This window comes from Rhodococcus sp. NPDC060176, assembly GCF_042728675.1.
In the GTDB taxonomy this organism is placed as follows: Bacteria; Actinomycetota; Actinomycetes; order Mycobacteriales; family Mycobacteriaceae; genus Rhodococcus_F.
Genome location: NZ_JBHWYS010000004.1, coordinates 205,989 through 225,020, shown reverse-complemented (window position 1 = coordinate 225,020; position 19,032 = coordinate 205,989). Strand labels below are relative to the sequence as shown.

General features: G+C 62.4%; 12 protein-coding genes. 6 read left to right on the top strand and 6 right to left on the bottom strand.

Annotated elements, in window-relative coordinates:
• The 6 genes from ACFWEM_RS20665 to ACFWEM_RS20640 form a co-directional block, all read right to left on the bottom strand.
• The coding region (locus tag ACFWEM_RS20665; protein WP_378536504.1) for an Ig-like domain repeat protein at positions 1-1,121 on the bottom strand (1,121 nt) is incomplete at its 3' end.
• A 91-nt stretch (positions 1,122-1,212) separates the two neighbouring features.
• The gene (locus tag ACFWEM_RS20660; RefSeq protein ID WP_378536502.1) at positions 1,213-4,086 is read right to left on the bottom strand and encodes a beta strand repeat-containing protein; all 2,874 of its coding nucleotides are present in this window, start codon (positions 4,084-4,086) and stop codon (positions 1,213-1,215) included.
• A gap of 30 nt (positions 4,087-4,116) precedes the next feature.
• Positions 4,117-6,993, bottom strand: a complete 2,877-nt coding sequence (locus tag ACFWEM_RS20655; protein WP_378536500.1) for a beta strand repeat-containing protein — start codon at positions 6,991-6,993, stop codon at positions 4,117-4,119.
• Positions 6,994-7,205: 212 nt separating this feature from the next.
• The gene (locus ACFWEM_RS20650; RefSeq protein ID WP_378536498.1) at positions 7,206-10,712 is read right to left on the bottom strand and encodes a beta strand repeat-containing protein; all 3,507 of its coding nucleotides are present in this window, start codon (positions 10,710-10,712) and stop codon (positions 7,206-7,208) included.
• A 363-nt stretch (positions 10,713-11,075) separates the two neighbouring features.
• Positions 11,076-12,329, bottom strand: coding sequence for a serine--tRNA ligase (serS, locus tag ACFWEM_RS20645; protein WP_007736032.1), 1,254 nt, complete (start codon positions 12,327-12,329; stop codon positions 11,076-11,078).
• Positions 12,330-12,394: 65 nt separating this feature from the next.
• The gene (locus ACFWEM_RS20640) at positions 12,395-12,790 is read right to left on the bottom strand and encodes an ankyrin repeat domain-containing protein (protein ID WP_230816040.1); all 396 of its coding nucleotides are present in this window, start codon (positions 12,788-12,790) and stop codon (positions 12,395-12,397) included.
• A 70-nt stretch (positions 12,791-12,860) separates the two neighbouring features.
• Between ACFWEM_RS20640 and ACFWEM_RS20635 the strand changes: the two genes are divergently transcribed.
• The 6 genes from ACFWEM_RS20635 (at position 12,861) to ACFWEM_RS20610 (ending at position 19,028) form a co-directional block, all read left to right on the top strand.
• Positions 12,861-13,967: a septum formation family protein gene (locus ACFWEM_RS20635; protein WP_081557200.1), complete on the top strand. Its 1,107-nt coding sequence runs from the start codon at positions 12,861-12,863 to the stop codon at positions 13,965-13,967.
• Between the two features lie 3 nt (positions 13,968-13,970).
• Positions 13,971-14,321, top strand: a complete 351-nt coding sequence (locus ACFWEM_RS20630) for a metallopeptidase family protein (RefSeq protein ID WP_007736028.1) — start codon at positions 13,971-13,973, stop codon at positions 14,319-14,321.
• A gap of 134 nt (positions 14,322-14,455) precedes the next feature.
• Positions 14,456-14,755, top strand: coding sequence for a PE family protein (locus ACFWEM_RS20625; protein ID WP_378445529.1), 300 nt, complete (start codon positions 14,456-14,458; stop codon positions 14,753-14,755).
• Positions 14,756-14,837: 82 nt separating this feature from the next.
• On the top strand, positions 14,838-16,067 hold the full coding sequence (locus ACFWEM_RS20620) for a PPE domain-containing protein (RefSeq protein ID WP_378536497.1): 1,230 nt from the start codon (positions 14,838-14,840) through the stop codon (positions 16,065-16,067).
• A gap of 2 nt (positions 16,068-16,069) precedes the next feature.
• Entirely contained in the window at positions 16,070-16,885 is an 816-nt protein-coding gene (locus ACFWEM_RS20615; protein WP_378536496.1) for an ESX secretion-associated protein EspG, read from the top strand.
• Between the two features lie 40 nt (positions 16,886-16,925).
• Entirely contained in the window at positions 16,926-19,028 is a 2,103-nt protein-coding gene (locus ACFWEM_RS20610) for an acyltransferase family protein (protein WP_378536495.1), read from the top strand.
• Positions 19,029-19,032 lie beyond the last annotated feature (4 nt).

Sequence of the window (19,032 nt, the reverse complement as noted above, 5' to 3'; positions counted from 1 at the left end):
ACATCCACCGGAGCCGGATCCGAGACCGTCACCGTCTGAGCCGACGCCGACGAACTCACAAACCCAGCGCCGGCGGTGAAGTCAGCGGTAACACTCTGCGCACCAGCAACATCGAACGCATGCGACAGAACTGCAGACCCACCGGCAACAGTCACCGGGGAACCGATCGCCGTGCCATTCGACTTGAACTGCACAGTGCCCACAGCGTTGTTCGGAGCAACCGTCGCCGTCAGATCAACAGCCGCACCCGTAACCGCCGTAGCCGGCACCGACAACGACGTCGTCGTCACCACATCCACCGGAACTGGGTTCGAGACTGCCACGTTCGCGGCGACGGATGTCGAACCCGCGTACGCCACCGCACTCGACGTAAATACCGCCGTGACAGAACGTGAGCCAGCGGATCCAAAAGAGTGAGCCAATGTGGCCACACCACCGCTGACGGTGACAGGGGACCCGATATTGCTGCCGTTGTCCTTGAACTGGACAGTTCCTGGCACGTTGTTGGGCCCGACTGTCGCCGTCAGGTCTACCGACGAACCCACCGTCGCGGTGGCCGGCACCGACAGCGCAGTTGTGGTGTCGCGCTTGGCAACCGTCACCGATGGCCCCATGGTGGAATGATCTTCGGAGACTCCGAAACCACTGCTTCCCATCACGGTGCCCCTGGCGGTGACGCCACCACCGAGTGCACCGAACGCGCAGGAATCCGTGACGAGGTACGTCACGCTGAGTGTCCAAGGATTGTTCCCGTTGACCAGCCAGCCGGCATTGGTCACAGTGACTGACGTTCCCGAGACGGACGACGGAGTGATCGCCGACGTGGATCCTCGCGTCAGTTTCGCAGACCCCGTTTCGTACGTCAGGCAGGCGGGGTGCACATCGACGAAGGTGTTGATGTACCCGTCTATACCGGACTTGGTGAGGGCAGTTGTGTACGTGATCTTGTCACCGAGATACACGGTGTCGACGTTGGAACTGCGTGTGAACCGGTACTTGCCCTCGGAGACGGTTGCCGTCGCAGCAGAGGAGACGGTAGCCGAGATGGAACCGACCGTGAGCAACGCCACCGAGGCGACGCCGACGAGCGCTATGCCACGACGAATCAGGTTACGCGACATGAAAACTTCTCCGACCTGAATCGCAGAACTCTTGGTGTGACATAGCTACTCCCGTCGACGGTATTCGAATACTGCAGATGCTGTGACCAGATCAGGAACCGAACGGAAGGGACCCCAACGATCCGGTTTCGAGCGAACCGGTACCTCCGTCACCGGGCACCTCGTTGACCTGGACGGTGCGGACATCGGACGTGGATCCCGTGAATCCGGCTGCGCCACTGTAAATCGCCTTGATCGAGTGCACACCGGTCGTCGTGAATGTGTGGTTGAGGGCGGCGATCCCGTTGATTACCGCAACAGCCTCACCGATCGGTGTGTCACCGTCCATGAACTGTACGGTTCCACCGTTCTGCACCGAAGTGACAGTGGCGGAGAGAGTTACCGACTTGTTGACGGTCGAACTGCCGGGAACGGTTATTCCAGTGGCTGTTGCGATGTCGGACGGAGCCGGAGCGGTGACGTTCACCGTGCGCGCCAGCGCCGTTGATCCGAGGATTCCGGAGCCGCCTGAATACACCGCGGTGATGCTGTGAGTTCCCGTGTTCGTGAACGTATGCGACAGGCCGGCAGCGCCAGCCGTCACGGCTTCCGGACCACCGATCGCGACGCCGCCGTCGAAGAACTGCACGGTGCCTTCTCCGACGATTCCGTCAGTCGATGTCCGAACGCTCGCCCACAAGTCTGTTTCCACACCGGTTTTCGCTTCACCGGGCACACTGAGCAATGTCACGGAGCCCTGATCGGCGACACTCACCTGAACGGACTGAACACTGGACGTTGATCCGTTCACTCCGTTAGTACCCGAGAACACCGCCGTGATGTCGTGCGAACCGGCCGTGGTGAAGGTGTGGTTGAGCGTCGCTGAACCGCTTGTCACCGCGATGGCGCCGCCGATATTCGTACCGCCATCCTTGAACTGCACCGTTCCGCCGTTGCCCGCAGGAGACACAGTGGCTTTGAGGTCAACGGCACTGCCGGTGTCAGCACTGAGCGGAACAGTCACGGTAGTCGCAGAATCAGCTGCTGCAGTCGACACGGTCACGGTCTTAGGGGCCGAGATCGAGCCGCCGAATTCTGCACCGCCGGAATAGACGGCCGAGATGCTGTGCGCACCGTTGGTAGTGAACTGATGCGAGAGTGTCGCCGATCCGTTGACCACTGCTACCGCACTTCCGATGTTCGCCGCACCATCTTTGAACTGGATGGTTCCTGAGCTTGGCGTCGGCGAGACCACCGCAGTCAAATCCACGGCTGCGCTGGTTGAGGCAACATTCGGCGCGTTGAGCGCTGTCGTCGTGTTCTGTTGAGCGAGAGCCACTGTGACGGTCGAGGGTTGGGAAGCCGAGACACCGAAGCCGGCGGCACCCGAGTACTCGGCAGTGATGCTGTGTGCGCCGGTAGCGGTGAACGTGTGCGCAAGAGAAGCGATTCCGCCACTCACGGCAACCGGGCCATCGATCGCAACTCCACCGTCCTTGAACTGGACGGTTCCACCGTTGGGTTGCGGGTTCACAGTTGCCGTCAGGGTGACGGCAGCGTCCTTGTTCGCGGTGGAAGGCACCTGAAGTGTCGTGGTCGTGTCTTGCGTGGAGCTCGAGATGTCGATCGTCTGCGCCTCTGCGGTCGAACCGTCGAAACCTGCAGTGCCGGAATAGACTGCGGTGATCGAATGCGCGCCGGTGGTGGTGAAAGTGTGGGCAAGCGTCGCTGCTCCGGCCGTCACCGGAATCGCGCCTCCGATGTCGATCCCACCGTCCTTGAACTGCACCGTTCCACCGTCGGTTGCCGGTGAGATGTATGCGTTCAGGTCGACGGAGGTCTGCTCGACAGCGCTCGCCGGCACGGTTACCGACGTGCTCGTATGTTCATTGGGTGCCGCCACGTTCACTGTCTGTGCTGACGACGTGGATCCGAGAAACTCGAGAACTCCCTCGTATGCGGCGGTTATGGAATGACCCCCCGATGTCGTGAATGTATGCGGCAGTGTGGCAACACCATTGACGACGGTGACTGGAGCACCGATGTCGGTCCCCCCGTCCTTGAACTGAACGGTGCCGCTGGTCGGCGCCGGCGAGACCTGCGCGACCAGATCCGTCGACTGGCCGACGGTGGCCGTCGTGCCGGATGTCAGGGCTGTTGTCGTCGCCACCTGTGTGACGACGTTGACGGTGGCCAGCGCCTGACCGCCTGCATTCAATCCGCCATTGTTCGAATCACGCGGCGAGCAGTTGTACCGCTCCCAGTACCCCGGCCACAATGTCTCGTACTGCAGGAAGGTGAATGCGTTTTTCGGGGAGTTGAACGAGCCCGAATCACCATCGGTCGCACGAACCTTCGGCTGCACCGTGCTGCCGGCAGCACCGGCAAGCACCGTCACATCGATCGCCGGCAACCGGAAGGTATTCCCCGCTGCGACCTCGATTCCGCCGTCGCTGTTCTTACTCGTGCTCGGGCCGTTGCTGCCCTTGTTGTTCGAGTCGGCAGTCTGGTTGTTCCCCGAAATACGTAGATGCGATCCTGCGCCGTCCGGCGAACCGCCGTCGTTGATCCGAATCACCGACGGAGCCACACCTGACAGATTCGATGATGAACCTGCCACCACTCGCGCATCCACGAAGGACACCCCCGAAGGAATGTCGAAGTCGTACTTGAGTCGCGTCCACTTACCGACACTGCGACCAGCATGACCACCTGTCGGCACCGACATTGCATTCGGTTGCACCCGGTACGTGAACGTCGACCCTGCCACTACCTTCTCCGGCGCCGACACCGTCACACCCGTCGAATGAAACACATCCGAGATGTCAACGGCCAAATGCTCGTAGCCGTCACACCCCAACTTGAAGTCAACACTCTTCTCCACGGGCGGCGACGACGACGGAGCTGCCGAAGCAACACCACCCGCGACCAATACACCGCCGACCAACGCCGCCACCACAACCGCGGAACTTCTTCTCACAGACACGAATACTCCTCAGCTAGCAACGCACGAAGGTCAGGAACCGAACGGAAGAAAATCACTGGATCCGCCGCCACCGTTGCCGGTCGAGGCCTTCTCGACGAGGACGGAGGTAGCCGCCGACGTCGAGGCAGAGAATCCGGCAGCACCGCTGTAGACAGCGGTAATCGGGTGAGCACCCACCTTGTCGAAGGTGTGCCCCAGGGTGGCAACGCCGTTGACCAGGACGACCGCCTGACCGATCGGTGTGTCGCCATCCATGAACTGCACGGTTCCACCGGCAGTCTCCGAGGCGATGACGTTGGCGCTCAACGATATTTGTGAACCCACCGTGACTGTGCCGGGTACGGAGATGACGGTGGCGGTCGAGATGTCCGACGCGGTCGCCTCCGATACGTTGATCGAACGGGCTTGCGCTGTCGAGCCGTTACGACCTTCTGATCCGCTGTAGGTCGCGATGATCTCGTGTGCACCCGTAGTGGAGAAAGAATGTGTCAGCTTGGCTACTCCGTCGAATACGAATACGGGCGCACCCAGGCTGACCCCTCCATCGGAGAACTGAACGGTTCCGCCGGTCGAAACAGGCTGCCCACTCGGCAATTCGAACACCGAAGCCCAAAGATCGGTGGCGGTGCCGGTCTTGGCTTCGCCGGGAACACTGAGCAGAGTGGCGGTGCCGAGATCCGCGAGACTGACGTCCACGGTGCCCGGGGCGGACGTGGAACCGTCGAATCCGACAGCGCCGCTGAACGCAGCGGCAATATCGTGAGACCCGGAATTCGTGAAGACGTGGCTGAGCGTCGCGACACCATCGACCAAGTTGATCGGATATCCGATAGGAGCGCCCGCGTCCGTGAACTGAACGGTGCCACCCGAAGGCTTCGGTTCAACCGACGCCTTCAGATCTACTGCGCCACCGGTCCTGGCAGCCGCCGGGACGGTCACCGTTGTCGACGTGGCGACATCGGAGGACGTCACCTCGATGCTCTGCGCCGCCGAAACCGATCCGGCGGACGTCGGATCACCGGAATAGAGCGCGGTGATCGCGTGCGTTCCAGCCGTCGTAAAGGAATGGGTGATGACCGCTACGCCGTTGTCGACGGCGACAGGGTCACCGACCGGTACACCCGCGTCGGCGAACTGAACGGTGCCACCCGCTGGTGCGGGACTGATCACCGCGCGCAACTCAACCGGGTTCCGGGTCGTTGCCGATGACGGCACGGTGACTACCGTCGTGGTCCCGGAGATTCCGTCATCGATCGTGATCGTCGTCGGCAGCGATCTCGAGGCTGTGAAGCCCACCGTTCCCGAGTAGATCGCAGTGATCGAATGACTGCCCGCCGAATCGAAACTGTGAGTAAGGTTTGCGGTCCCTCCGACGAGTTCGACCGGGGCGCCGATATCGACTCCACCGTCCTTGAACTGGATCGTTCCGCCAGTAGGTGTTGGGAAGACTGACGCGGACAGCGCTACTTCGTCGCCGGTCGCGGCTGACCCGGAAAGGTTGACGAATGTTGTCGTCACCGAATCTGCCGCTGCGACTCCCACGATCTGAGGAGTTGACGTCGAGCCCGCAAATTCGGATGTTCCGCTGTAGATCGCTGTTATCGAGTGCTGCCCGGAGGTTGCGAAGGAGGTGGTCAGCTTGACCTGCCCGGAGGTAACCTGCTGCGGCGCACCGAGATTGTTCGATCCGTCCTTGAACTGAACCGTGCCACCCGTCGGCGTCGGTGAGATTGTTGCACTCAAATCCACTGGCGCGTTGAGCGCCGAATTCTCGGGCGCGGTCACTGCTACCGATGTCGCAGTGCGTGCGGACTGGACCTTGATTACCTTGGCCGCCGATGTCGATCCGGAGACTCCGGGTACGCCGCTGAATTCAGCAGTGACGCTGTGGTCGCCGGCCGTCGTGAAGGTGTACGGAAGTGCGGCGGTTCCGTTGACGACCGCGACCGGTCCACCGATCGGGTTGCCTCCGTCCTTGAACTGAACCGTGCCACCAGATGTTCCACCGGAAACGCCCGCAGACAGGGTTATCTCGGTGCCTACGTAAGTCGAGGCCGGTAGGTTGAGCTGTGTGGTCGAGGGTGCATCAGCGCTCGATACTGCGATGGTCGCCAGCGCGCCTGCCCCGCTGTTGAGCCCCGATCCCGTTCCGTCCCGCGGAGAGCACTTGGTCGGCGCCCACTGGGTTCCACCGAGGAAGGTGGCTTTGGCGAGTTGGGTGCTGAAATTCTCGCTTGCGTTGTAACTTCCGGCGCTGCCGGACGTCCGCACCTTCGGAGTGATTGCCGTCCCGGCAGTGCCCGCGACGACGGTTACCTCGACGGCCGGCATCTGGAACCAACTGTCCCCGTTGCCGTTGGACGATCCGTCCAGATTCTTCTTGAGTTTGGGAGCACGGATGCCCCCTTCGCTGTTGGTGCTGTTCGAAGTGCCGTTGGCAATTACTTCGTTGTTGCCCGACAGCCGAAGCAGAGGTCCTGCCGAATCGACTGAACCCGACGTGTTGATCCTCAGCACGACTGCCGGAACCCCATCGAGGTTCTTACCCGTGTTCGGCAGCACAGCGGCCTGAACGAATGTCGTGTTATTCGGAATCTCGAAATCGAACTTCAACCTCGACAGATTGCTGGTCGTCGCGCCGGAATCACTGTCCGGGTATGAAGCCGGGCCAGGCTGGATCGTGAACGTAAATGTCTCTCCGGATACCACTGTGGTCGGCGCATTGACGATGACTGAATCCTCTTTGGTCTTGTCGACGTTGATGGCCGCCGATGCGCGACACGTACTTTTGAATGAGGTCGTGGTGGTCTGCGCAGCAGCCTGCCCACCACCTATAAGCAGCATCCCGGCCACCAGGGCAGCGCCGGTCAGAGGCGCGGCGCAGTGCCGGAGCGTCGAGATGTGCATTGGTTCTTCTCTCGGAATACTCAAACAGAGCGAAAATCAGGATTGAAGCTGGACGCCCGTACAGTACCCGCCAAAAGTAGCACGTGTATCAGTTTTTTCGGACAAACATTCACAAATTGCCGATACCTACGCTAACGACCAATCGCTGAGTCTTTCGGCAATGCAATGCCCCTTGCACCCATGGGCGCAAGGGGCATCACATCATCGGAGAATCAGGAACCGAACGGCAGCGACAGCGATCCGAGCGAACCGGAGCCTCCACCCCCGTTACCGACGTTCACAACCGATGCAGTCGACGTGGAACCCGTAACTCCCTGGGCTCCGCTGTAAACCGCGGTGATCGAATGATTTCCGGTGGTGGTGAAGGTGTGGCTCAACACAGCCTGCCCACCTACAACATCAACAGCCGTCCCGATCGGAGTCGTTCCGTCGAAGAACTGAACTGTTCCCGACGTCGCGCCGGAAGAACTGACCACAGCCTTCAGCTGCACCGAGGTGCCGACCTTTGCCGAAGACGGAGCCGTCAACGACGTAGAGCTCTCGACATCCGACGGGGTCGGAACGGTGACATTGACGTCGACGGATTCCGCTGTGGAGGCAGTGAACACACCGGATCCACTGAATGTGGCCGAGACTGCAAAGGTGCCTTCTGCTCCGAATACGTGCGGCAGCTTGGCAACTCCGTCCACAACCGCGACCGGGGCGCCTTGATCGACTCCCCCGATCTTGAACTGGACAGTTCCGCCGGACGGAACCAGGGCGTCCGAGGGATCTTCGGACACTGTCGCGAAGAGATCGACAGGGAGTCCGACCTTGGCTTCACCCTGAACGCTCAGAACCGTCTTCGTCGCCTTGTCGACCGGAGCCGGATCGGAGACAGTGACGGTCTGGGCAGATGCCGAGGAACTGACAAACCCTGCGCCAGCGGTGAAGTCAGCCGTAACACTCTGAGCGCCAGCAACATCAAACGTGTGCGACAGCGTCGCAACACCCGAGGAGACTGCAACCGGGGAACCGATCGCCGTGCCGTTCGACTTGAACTGCACAGTGCCGACAGCGTTCGAGGGAGCCACGGTCGCGGTCAGATCAACCGCCGTACCCGTGATCGCCGTAACCGGAACCGACAGTGACGTCGTGGTCTCGACATCCACCGGAGCCGGATCCGAGACCGTCACCGTCTGAGCGGACGCCGAAGAACTCACAAACCCAGCACCGGCGGTGAAGTCAGCCGTAACACTTAAAGCGCCAGCAGCATCGAACGAATGCGACAGCGTCGCAACACCCGAAGCAACCGTCACCGGGGAACCGATCGCAACACCGTTCGACTTGAACTGCACCGAACCAACAGCAGTGTTCGGAGCAACCGTCGCAGTCAGATCAACCGCCGTGCCCGTGATCGCCGTAGCCGGGACCGAGAGTGACGTCGTGGTCTCGACATCCACCGGAGCCGGATCAGAGACCGTCACCGTCTGCGCCGACGCCGAAGAACTCACAAACCCAGCACCGGCAGTGAAGTCAGCCGTAACACTCTGCGCACCCGCAGCATCGAACGCATGCGACAGCGTCGCAACACCCGAAGCAACTGCAACCGGCGAACCGATCGCCGCACCGTTCGACTTGAACTGCACCGTACCGACAGCGTTCGAGGGAGCCACGGTCGCCGTCAGATCAACCGCCGTACCCGTGATTGCCGTAGCCGGAACCGAGAGTGACGTCGTGGTCTCGACATCGACCGGAGCCGGATCAGAGACCGTCACCGTCTGAGCAGACGCCGACGAACTCACAAACCCAGCACCGGCAGTGAAATCAGCCGTAACACTCTGCGCACCAGCAACATCAAACGCATGCGACAGCGTCGCAACACCGCCAGTCACTGTCACCGGAGAACCGATCGCAACACCATTCGACTTGAACTGCACAGTGCCCACAGCAGTGTTCGGAGCAACCGTGGCCGTCAGATCAACCGCCGCACCCGTAACCGCCGCAGCCGGAACCGAGAGTGACGTCGTCGTCTCGACATCGACCGGAGCCGGATCCGACACCGTCACCGTCTGAGCCGACGCCGACGAACTCACAAACCCAGCGCCAGCAGTGAAATCAGCCGTAACACTCTGCGCACCAGCAACATCAAACGCATGCGACAGCGTCGCAACACCGCCAGTCACTGTCACCGGAGAACCGATCGCAACACCATTCGACTTGAACTGCACAGTGCCCACAGCAGTGTTCGGAGCAACCGTGGCCGTCAGATCAACCGCCGCACCCGTAACCGCCGCAGCCGGAACCGAGAGTGACGTCGTCGTCTCGACATCGACCGGAGCCGGATCCGACACCGTCACCGTCTGAGCCGACGCCGACGAACTCACAAACCCAGCGCCAGCAGTGAAATCAGCCGTAACACTCTGCGCACCAGCAACATCAAACGCATGCGACAGCGTCGCAACACCGCCAGTCACTGTCACCGGAGAACCGATCGCAACACCATTCGACTTGAACTGCACCGAACCCACAGCAGTGGAAGGAGCAACCGTCGCCGTCAGATCAACCGCCGCACCCGTAATCGCCGTAGCCGGAACCGAGAGTGACGTCGTCGTCTCGACATCCACCGGAGCCGGATCCGACACCGTCACCGTCTGAGCCGACGCCGACGAACTCACAAACCCAGCGCCAGCAGTGAAATCAGCCGTAACACTCTGCGCACCAGCAACATCGAACGCATGCGACAGGGTCGCAACACCCGAAGCAACTGCAACCGGCGAACCGATCGCCGCACCGTTGGACTTGAACTGCACCGAACCGACAGCATTGTTCGGAGCAACCGTGGCCGTCAGATCAACAGCAGTACCCGTGATCGCCGTAGCCGGAACCGACAACGACGTCGTCGTCTCCACATCCACCGGAGCCGAAGCAATGCTGATTGTCGCGAGCGGACCCGCGCCGGCATTGAGCGGTGTGGTGTCCTTGTTCTCGCGGGGCGAGCAACGGGTCGGCGCCCACTGTGTACCAAGGAAACTCGCCTTTGCGAGCTGAGTGCTGAAGTTTTCGCTGGCACCGAGGTTGCCGGCCGTACCCGCGGTCCTCACCTTCGGTTGGATCACTCCCGTCGCACCAGCGACCATTGTCACGTCGACTGCGGGAAGCCGGAACCAGGTGTCTCCGTTGCCGTTTGTCGAGCCATCGAGGTTCTTCTTGGACTTCGGTACTCGAATACCTCCCTCCGAGTTGGTACTCGTCGTCGGACTGTTGCCGATCACCTGGTTGTTTCCGGACAGCCGCAGGATCCCGCCGCTACCGTCGACGTTGCCAGAGTCGTTGACCCTGAGAACGTTCGGTGCGACGCTGTCGAGTCCGACCGAGGTGCCCGCGACGACGGCCGCGGAAACGAACGTCGCGTTGGCCGGGATTGCGTAGTCGACCTTGAGACGTGACAGGTTCGTAGTCGTCGCGCCGGAATCCTTGTCCGGATACGACGTTCCGCTCGGCTGAATTCGGTAGGTGAAAGTCTCGCCGGGTTGGACAGAAGCGGGTGCGTCGACCGTGATGAGGTTGTCGGTGACCTTGTGGACGTCTCCAATGATGGAGTCTGCGACACACGCTGTTTTGAAACCGGTGGTCGAGATCGCGGCGGATGCGGGCGTGCCGACCAGCAGCATTCCGGCGACCATGGCGGTTCCGGTTATGGGCACGGCGAATCGCCGCAACTGAGAGATTTGGGGCATGGGCACTTCCTTCGGAAGGGCAAACATGAGCAGTGGATTCGGACAAAACGTGTGCGCGCCGTCACAACATAACGAAAAAACTAGTACGTGTACTACTTTTGGCAAGACACTTGTCCAATTCACCCCGGACTCACCCTCGTATCACCAGACGCGGGATGGAAAAGCAGGGTATGGAAACTCGATTGAACGCAAAACTATCGCCAAAGCGGCCCATCGACAACGCTTTTGGTGGTCACCGCGCCATTCGGCGGGAAAAAGTTAATATTTCGTCAGTTCGGAAAAAGTTCCAAACCTACCAGTACGAAAGTACGAAAAGGGCCGCGACGGAGTCCGTCGCGGCCCTGATTGTGTTGGTTCAGCGTGTCAGCGAAGCACATCCGTGCCGACAAACGGCACCAATGCCTCGGGCACTCGCACCGAGCCGTCGGCCTGCTGATGGTTCTCGAGAATCGACACGATCCAGCGCGTCGTAGCCAAGGTGCCGTTGAGGGTGGCAGCCGTCTGCGGCTTGCCGTTCTCGTCGCGGTACCGAACTCCGAGGCGACGGGCCTGGAAGGTCGTGCAGTTGGACGTCGATGTCAGCTCGCGGTAGGTGCCCTGCGTCGGAACCCACGCTTCGCAGTCGAACTTGCGCGCAGCCGAAGAACCGAGATCTCCGCCGGCGACGTCGATCACGCGGTACGGAACGTCGATGGCGGCCAACATGTCTCGCTCCCAGCCGAGAAGACGCTGGTGTTCGGCGTCGGCATCCTCGGGACGGCAGTACGTGAACATCTCGACCTTGTCGAACTGATGGACACGGATGATGCCGCGGGTGTCCTTGCCGTAGCTGCCGGCCTCGCGGCGGAAGCACGAGGACCAACCGGCGTAGCGCTTCGGGCCTTCGTTCAGTTCGAGGATCTCGCCCGAGTGGTAGCCGGCCATCGGCACCTCGGAAGTTCCGACGAGGTACAGGTCGTCATCCTGCAGGTGGTAGATCTCGTCCGAATGAGCGCCGAGGAAGCCGGTACCGGCCATGATTTCCGGGCGCACGAGCACAGGCGGAATCATCATCGTGAAGCCGTTGGCGATCGCCTTCTGCGCGGCCAACTGCAGCAGTCCGAGCTGGAGCATCGCTCCGTAGCCGGTCATGAAGTAGAAGCGCGAGCCCGAAACCTTGGCGCCGCGTTCCATGTCGATCAGGCCGAGCGACTCACCCAGTTCGAGGTGATCCTTCGGCTCGAAGTCGAACTTCGGAATCTCACCGACGTGTTCGAGCACGATGTAATCGTCCTCGCCACCGGCCGGCGCACCTTCTTGTACGACGTTGGAAATCGCGCGGTGTGCGGCGTCGAGTGCGGCCTGCGCCTCGTGCTGCGCGGCCTCGGCTTCCTTGACCTTTGCCGCCAGTTCCTTGGAACCCTCGAGCAGGGCCGGCCGCTCCTCCGGAGATGCCTGTCCGACCTTCTTGCCGAAGGCCTTCTGCTCTGCGCGGAGGTTGTCTCCGGTCAGGACGGCAGCGCGTCGGGACGCGTCAGCTTCGAGCAGAGCATCGACCAGTCCTGGATCTTCTCCACGGGTGCGCTGCGACTCGCGGACGATTTCGGGGTTCTCACGGAGAAACTTGAGGTCAATCACGACTTCGAACTTTACCCACTCACCGCAGCTCGCCGACGCTCACGTCCACGTCGAAGAGGGGGAGATCACGATTCGAGCAGACTCAGGTAATCCTCGCGTCCGAACATCCGAGCCGCGTCGACGGCAGTCGGGTGTCCGCCTTTCGGGTCGGCTCCACCGTTCACCAGCGCTTTCACCACCGCATCCTCGCCCTTGAAGACGGCTCCGGCGAGTGGTGTCTGATTCTTGTCGTTGGGCCGGTTGACGTCGGCGCCGCGATCGATCAAGGCAACGACGGCGTCAGCGTGACCGTGATACGCGGCCAACATGACGAGCGTGTCGCCGCTCTCGTTGGTCAGATTGACGGGAACTCCGGCATCGACGTACGACGCCAGCCCGGCCGCGTCGCCGGTTCGTGCCATGTCGAAGAGCCGGCCCGCCAGCTCGACAGCCTCGGGATCGAGTGGGGTGTTTTCGCTCATGACTACAAAATACTCACAGACGCGATTGTGAGTTTTGTAGTGAAGGTTCGATATCGCCACGGCAACAGGCATGATGGAATCGATGTCCGAAGACAAGATCGAGAAGTCGCCAGATCCGGCAGATCCCCAGGGGGCGCCGGCGAAGAAAACTGTCTCCGCGAGTCGCACCCGTCGGGTCCTGGCTGCCGTCGCGGTGGGTGCGGTGGTCGCCGCGATCGCAACGATCGCGATTTCCGGAGGATTGAACAAGGACGACTCGTCCTCGGTCAGTGTCAGTGGCGGCGGTCCAGCAGCGACGGGCTCCGCTCGCGACGACGCTTTCACCGCGGCTGCGGCCGGCGACTGCCTCAACTGGACGCCTGCAACCGAGTCGGGCGGGGACCGCACGGACATGTCGAAGGTCCAGTGCGGAAGTGAGCATCGCTTCGAGGTCGCCGGTCCACTCGACCTGTCGGTATTCCCCGGCGCCGAATTCGGCCCCGGTTCCCGGTACCCGGGCGCCCTTCGATTCGCCGAACTCCGCGACGAGCACTGCACACCCATCGTCATGTCCTACCTCGGTTCGAAATTCGATCCCAAGGGCAAGTTCAGCGTCGGCCTGATGTTCCCGAGCGAATCCGGTTGGGCCTCGGGCGAGCGCGCACTGCGTTGCGGCTTGCAGTTCTCGACGACGACCGGCGAACTTCAACCGTTCGCGGGCCGCGTGGCGGATCAGGACCAGTCGAACGTGTGGGACGTCGGCACGTGCATCGGCATCAACCAGAACCTCCCGACCGATCCGGTCGACTGTGCGAAACCGCATGCATACGAAGTTATTTCGGTGATCGACCTCGGCACTCAGTTCCCCGGCGCGATGCCGTCGGTGGAAGATCAGGACCGCTATCTCGAAGGCGTCTGTACTCAGGCATCCAACGAGTACCTGGGTTCCGCAGACGCACTTCGCGACAAGACGCTGACGCTGTTCTGGGACAACATTTCACTGGAAAGCTGGTTGGCCGGTAGCCGCCGAGTCAATTGTTCGATCGGCAAAGAGGTCGAAACCGGCGGGTTTGCCGCGATCACCGGAAGCGCCAAGGGCGAGATCCTGATCAACGGTGCCGCTCCGGTTCCGCCACCCGCTGCACCGGAAGGTCGGTCGTTGCCGACGCCGTTGCCCGGCGCAGCTCCGCCGTCGTAAGCCATGACAGTGACTATGACGCCCGACCGGTTCGAGGAACTGGTCGGCGAGGCACTGGATCTGATTCCGCCGGAACTTGCGAAGGCCATCGACAATGTCGTGGTGCTGGTCGAAGCACGTGACGAGGAAGAACCGGGGCTGCTCGGTTTGTATCAGGGCGTCGCTCTGACCGAGCGGGATTCTCATTACGGCGGGTACCTGCCGGACACGGTCACCATTTTCCGCGATTCGATCCTCGATATCTGTGCATCCGAGGACGAGGTAGTTCACGAGGTTGCAGTGACCGTCATCCACGAGATCGCGCATTACTTCGGCATCGAAGAGGACAGGTTGCACGAACTCGGCTGGGGATAGGGGCAAAGTCGTCCGATTTTGGGGGGAACCAAAAGCGACCGGCATGCATCAAACTAGGTGCGGGGGGATTTCGACGGCTGTGTGCACGACCTCCCGACCACTTATCCGCCCTGGTCAGGAAGGAGTTCGGCACTATGTACGTCGATCCTCAAGCCCTAGTTGCCGCCGCAATAGAACTCGAGTCTGCGGCGACGCGCTTGCGCGGAATCGTCTCCACTGCGCAGCCGACGCTGCGTGTCCTTCCGGCCGGGTCCGAAGAAGTCTCCGGTAGCGCGGCACATTACTTCAACACCATCTCGGGCAGCCTTGCCTCGTCCACCGATCGGGCAATCGAGGAGCTCACCGCGGCCGCGGCGGCTCTGCGCAAGAATGCAGCTGCCTACGAGCTCGAAGACCAGCTCACCAAGACCAGCCTGGCGGCCGCACCGATCTGATCGACAGCGATCGAACTCGGCAACTTCGAACTCGACAACTTCGAACTCGGCAACACAGTCACACTTCCTGGGGGGAAGAACAATGGTCGGCATCACGGGCGTCATCTGGTATCCGCGGGGCGCAGCACCCAACTCTGCAGCACTGGTCGCCGGGGCCGGGCCGGTCCCTCTCGGTGTGGCGGCCGGTGCTTGGTCCACCGTTTCGTCCGGACTTACCGACACCGCTGCGTCCATCTCTCGCGTGATGGCGGACCTTCGCACCGGGTGGTCAGGAGAAGCAGCCGATGCCGCGTTGAGCAAGTTCGCACCGTTCCAGGAATGGGCTGGTGCGGCCGCGCTGCTCGCGGGAGAAACTGCAGGTAAGGCCCAGGTGCAGTCCGGCTCGTACACGGTTGCCACGCTCGCCATGCCGTCCCTGCCCGAGATTGCAGCGGTTCAAGCGGCCAAGGTCGCCGCGTACTCCATCGGCGGGGCGTTGGTAGGCGGGGCCGCTGCAGCCGAGGCTGCTGAAGAAGCTCTCAAGATTCGAGCGGCGGTGACGATGGAAACGTACGACGCCGCAACGGCCCATCTGGCCGTGCAGCAGAACTTCGACTCACCACCGTCCATCGCGGAACCCACAGCTGGGGCTTCCGCTTCGGCCGAAAGCCCAGGCAGCGCCGCTCGACAGTCCGTCGTGCACGCGGCATCCACGCTCGCTGACGTAATCGCGGATCCTGTGCGCGCCGCATCCGCTGCTGTCGCATCTGTAGTTTCCAGCCCGGTATTTGCCGCCGCTGCCTCGCAGGCCGGTGCCATCGCCGGTGGAGCGGCGGCCGCCGCCGGGGCCACGACAACCGCAGTCACGGGCGCCACCAGTGCCGCATCAGCTCTCGCGACGGCAGGAGCACGACTCGGCGGCGCAAGGCTCGGTGCTTCCACACCATCACTGTTCGGCACCCCGTCGGCAAGCCGGGCACCGGCACAGGTCAGCGCAGCATCTGCGACTACCGGAGTCGGAACAAGTGCAGACTCGTCGTCGAGCGTCAGCATCGGCCGGCACGCTCTTCCCGATCCCTCCACCGGCCAGAGCGCCGCACGCCAGAACCCCGTGACCTCGCCGGTTCAGGGCACCGCGGATACCGTCAGAGTGGATCCCGCCCGAACCGCAAGCGGATCTGCGCCGATCGCCGGCGGCCGTCATGCCGCCCAATCGGAAGACGAGACCGAGCACGAGACACCCGATTATCTCAAGCACTTCGAGCACTTCGCCGACGGCCGGACGGTCATCCCTTCGGTGATCGGTGGCGCACTCGAAACTGCAGAGCGTTGACGGTGGATCTCGGCACCACACCTGACGGCTGGAATTTGCCGGTCGTCACGGTGTCACAGGACGAAATCGACTATGTACGTGAGCGACTCGGACTCGACGCGCTTCCCGTGGTTCTCGGTGGCGCGTCGGTCCACGGCAGTGCGAGCGCTCACCATACGGCGATGCAGTCCGCGGCAGATTCACTCTCCGAGCGCGATCTCCTCCCCGGTGGGGAGATCCATCACGAACTCAGTGCCCGCCTGCGCGTCCTGACTCACCCCAAGTGGGAGTTGGCGCTGCGTCGGCATGCCGGCGGAAGCATTTCACGCCTCTGCATCGCGCAGGGCGAATTCCTTTGTGTCGAAGCAACATCAACCGAGTCTTCGTTTGCACTACGCAGTGTCACGTCCGAACCGGCCGTGCCCGTGGTCACCGCGCTCGGCAGCGCCGAAGCAATGCCGATCGCCGTGATCAACGCACCGACCGAAATGCTGAGCCTGGCATTCGGCGCCGGCCCGGATGCCGACAGCGTGACTTCTGCCTTGATCAACGCCGGGATACCCGAAGACGAAGCGCACCAACTGGGTAGCGCAATCGTCACCTGTACCGCTTTCGCCGAATTGGTCGGAATACCACACAGTTTGGGAGCGACGACGCTCATGACCGGCGCAGTGACGGTGTACGACACCTTGGCCGGCCGGCTCGTGGGTTCGACCACTCGGGCTGCCGACGGCACCGAATGGACATCCATCAGTTCCGGAACACCCCACCGCCTTCGGCAAGCCGTGAACGCGCTGGTAACCGAACTCGAGGAATCGACGCCGGACACTTCCGGGTAACCTCGGGGCGTCCCTTCAACGCCCGGAGCCTTACTTCAGCATGCAGTTCTCGCGTCAACCGTCGTCACCGGGCGAACAAGACTCGGTCGGCACGATCGATCGGCCGACCGAAGAACGGGCAACAACACCTCACCGACAAGATCTGAACGGACTGCGTGGCCTTGCCATCGGTTTGGTGGTCGTGTTCCACGTGTGGTTCGGACGGGTATCGGGCGGGGTGGATGTCTTCCTGGTTCTGTCCGGGTACTTCTTCGTCGGCTCACTGGTTCGACGCGCCGAAGCCGGGGGCTCGTCGAACCCGCTCCCAGCGCTGCGGCGGGTGTTTCTGCGGCTGTTTCCTCTGATCGCGGTGGTCAGCGTCTTGACTGCGATCGGGACCGCGCTGCTGTTGCCGCGGACGCGCTGGGCAGATCTGGGTGATCAACTGATCGCGGTGCTCGGCTTCTTCCAGAACTGGCAGCTCGCCAGCACCGCAAGCGATTACCTGGCCGCCGATGGTTCGGTCACTCCCCTGCAGCATCTCTGGTCGATGGCCGTGCAAGGTCAGTTCTATCTCCTGGCCATTGCACTCGTCTCGGTGATCGCCTACCTGGCTTCGCGCGTGAATCCGAACTACTTTCGACCCTCGCTCGCGGTCACCCTCTTCGTTCTGGCCGCCGGATCTTTCCTCTACGCGCTCGCCAAATCGTCACGCCATCAAGCTTGGGCGTACTACGACTCCGGTGCCAGGTTGTGGGAATTGGCTCTCGGAGGTCTGCTCGCGGTTCTGATGACCAGCACGCGCAGTCGGCAGATCGCGTCGTTGCCGTTCTCGATCCGGGCAACGATCGGTTGGGCGGGTCTTTCGTCGATCCTGTTGTGCGGAGTCGTTCTCGACGGCGCGGCGCAGTTCCCCGGCCCGTGGGCGCTGGTACCGGTGCTGGCAACTCTTGCGCTGATCCTGTCCGGAGTCGGCGACGACGCACCCTGGACGTCGCAGACGCTCGCCCATCCGGCTCTGACGTGGCTCGGCTCGTTCGCGTTCGCGCTGTACCTGATTCACTGGCCCATCCTGGTGTTTGCACTCGTGATCACCGGACGCCCCGAAGCCGGCCCGCTCAGCGGGGCACTGATCATCGCCCTCTCCGTCGCCGGGGCGCTCGCACTCCGGCGCCTGGTCGAGGTTCCGGTGGAGCGCGGAGGCCGCTCGCGCCGATTCACCGTTCTGGCTTGTGTCATCACCGCTGCCGTGGTCCTCGCCGCTTCGGTCGCTTGGCAGTCGTACGCGAGCAGCCAGACGACGGGCCAACGGGCGGTCGACACCCTCGACCTCCCTACCCATCCCGGCGCACTCGCGCTCACGGACGGTGCCGATGTACCCAAGGCGTCGATGGTTCCCTCGATCTTCGATGCGCCGCTGGACCTTCCGGCCAGCACGCTCGACGGTTGTATCGCCGATTTTCTCGAGCGGGACGTCGTCCACTGCACCTACGGCGACGCCGAGGCCGACAGAACCATCGCTCTCGCGGGCGGTTCGCACTCCGAACACTGGCTCACTGCGCTCGACGAACTCGGCAAGAGCCACGGGTTCCGCGTCGACACGTATCTGAAGATGGGCTGCCCACTCACGATCGACTCCATGCAGACGTTGTCGGACAACGATTATCCGGATTGCGTCGACTGGTCGCGTGGAGTGCTGACCGAGTTGGCCGACGCCTCACCCGATTTCGTGTTCACGACAGCAACCAGGCCGAGTTCCGACGGTCCCGGCGACGTGACGCCGGAGTCGTACGTGCACGTGTGGGAGGAACTGGGGCGCGACGGTATCGACGTGCTCGCCATTCGCGACACCCCGTGGTTGCATCACGACGGCGTCGCCTACCGCGCGATCGACTGTCTGGCGACCACCACGTCACCCGATCACTGCGCGATGCCACGGTCGGAGATGCTCAGCGACGTCAATCCGGCGCCGTCGGCAATCGCCGATCTGACCAACGTCCGGCTACTCGACCTCAGCGACGGCGTGTGCGGACCGGAGTTGTGCCGCGTCGTGGAGGGAAATGTGTTGGTGTATCACGATTCCCACCACCTGACCGCCAGTTACGTGAGCACCCTGTCCGCCGAACTCGGGCGCCAACTGAGCGTCCAGACCGGCTGGTGGTGAAGCA

Excerpts from the sequence above, each read along its gene's own strand:
- ACFWEM_RS20655 (WP_378536500.1), bottom strand. The coding sequence starts at position 6,993 with ATGCACATCTCGACGCTCCGGCACTGCGCCGCGCCTCTGACCGGCGCT.
- ACFWEM_RS20650 (WP_378536498.1), bottom strand. The coding sequence starts at position 10,712 with ATGCCCCAAATCTCTCAGTTGCGGCGATTCGCCGTGCCCATAACCGGA.
- ACFWEM_RS20640 (WP_230816040.1), bottom strand. The coding sequence starts at position 12,790 with ATGAGCGAAAACACCCCACTCGATCCCGAGGCTGTCGAGCTGGCGGGC.
- ACFWEM_RS20635 (WP_081557200.1), top strand. The coding sequence starts at position 12,861 with ATGATGGAATCGATGTCCGAAGACAAGATCGAGAAGTCGCCAGATCCG.
- ACFWEM_RS20630 (WP_007736028.1), top strand. The coding sequence starts at position 13,971 with ATGACAGTGACTATGACGCCCGACCGGTTCGAGGAACTGGTCGGCGAG.
- ACFWEM_RS20625 (WP_378445529.1), top strand. The coding sequence starts at position 14,456 with ATGTACGTCGATCCTCAAGCCCTAGTTGCCGCCGCAATAGAACTCGAG.
- ACFWEM_RS20620 (WP_378536497.1), top strand. The coding sequence starts at position 14,838 with ATGGTCGGCATCACGGGCGTCATCTGGTATCCGCGGGGCGCAGCACCC.
- ACFWEM_RS20610 (WP_378536495.1), top strand. The coding sequence starts at position 16,926 with ATGCAGTTCTCGCGTCAACCGTCGTCACCGGGCGAACAAGACTCGGTC.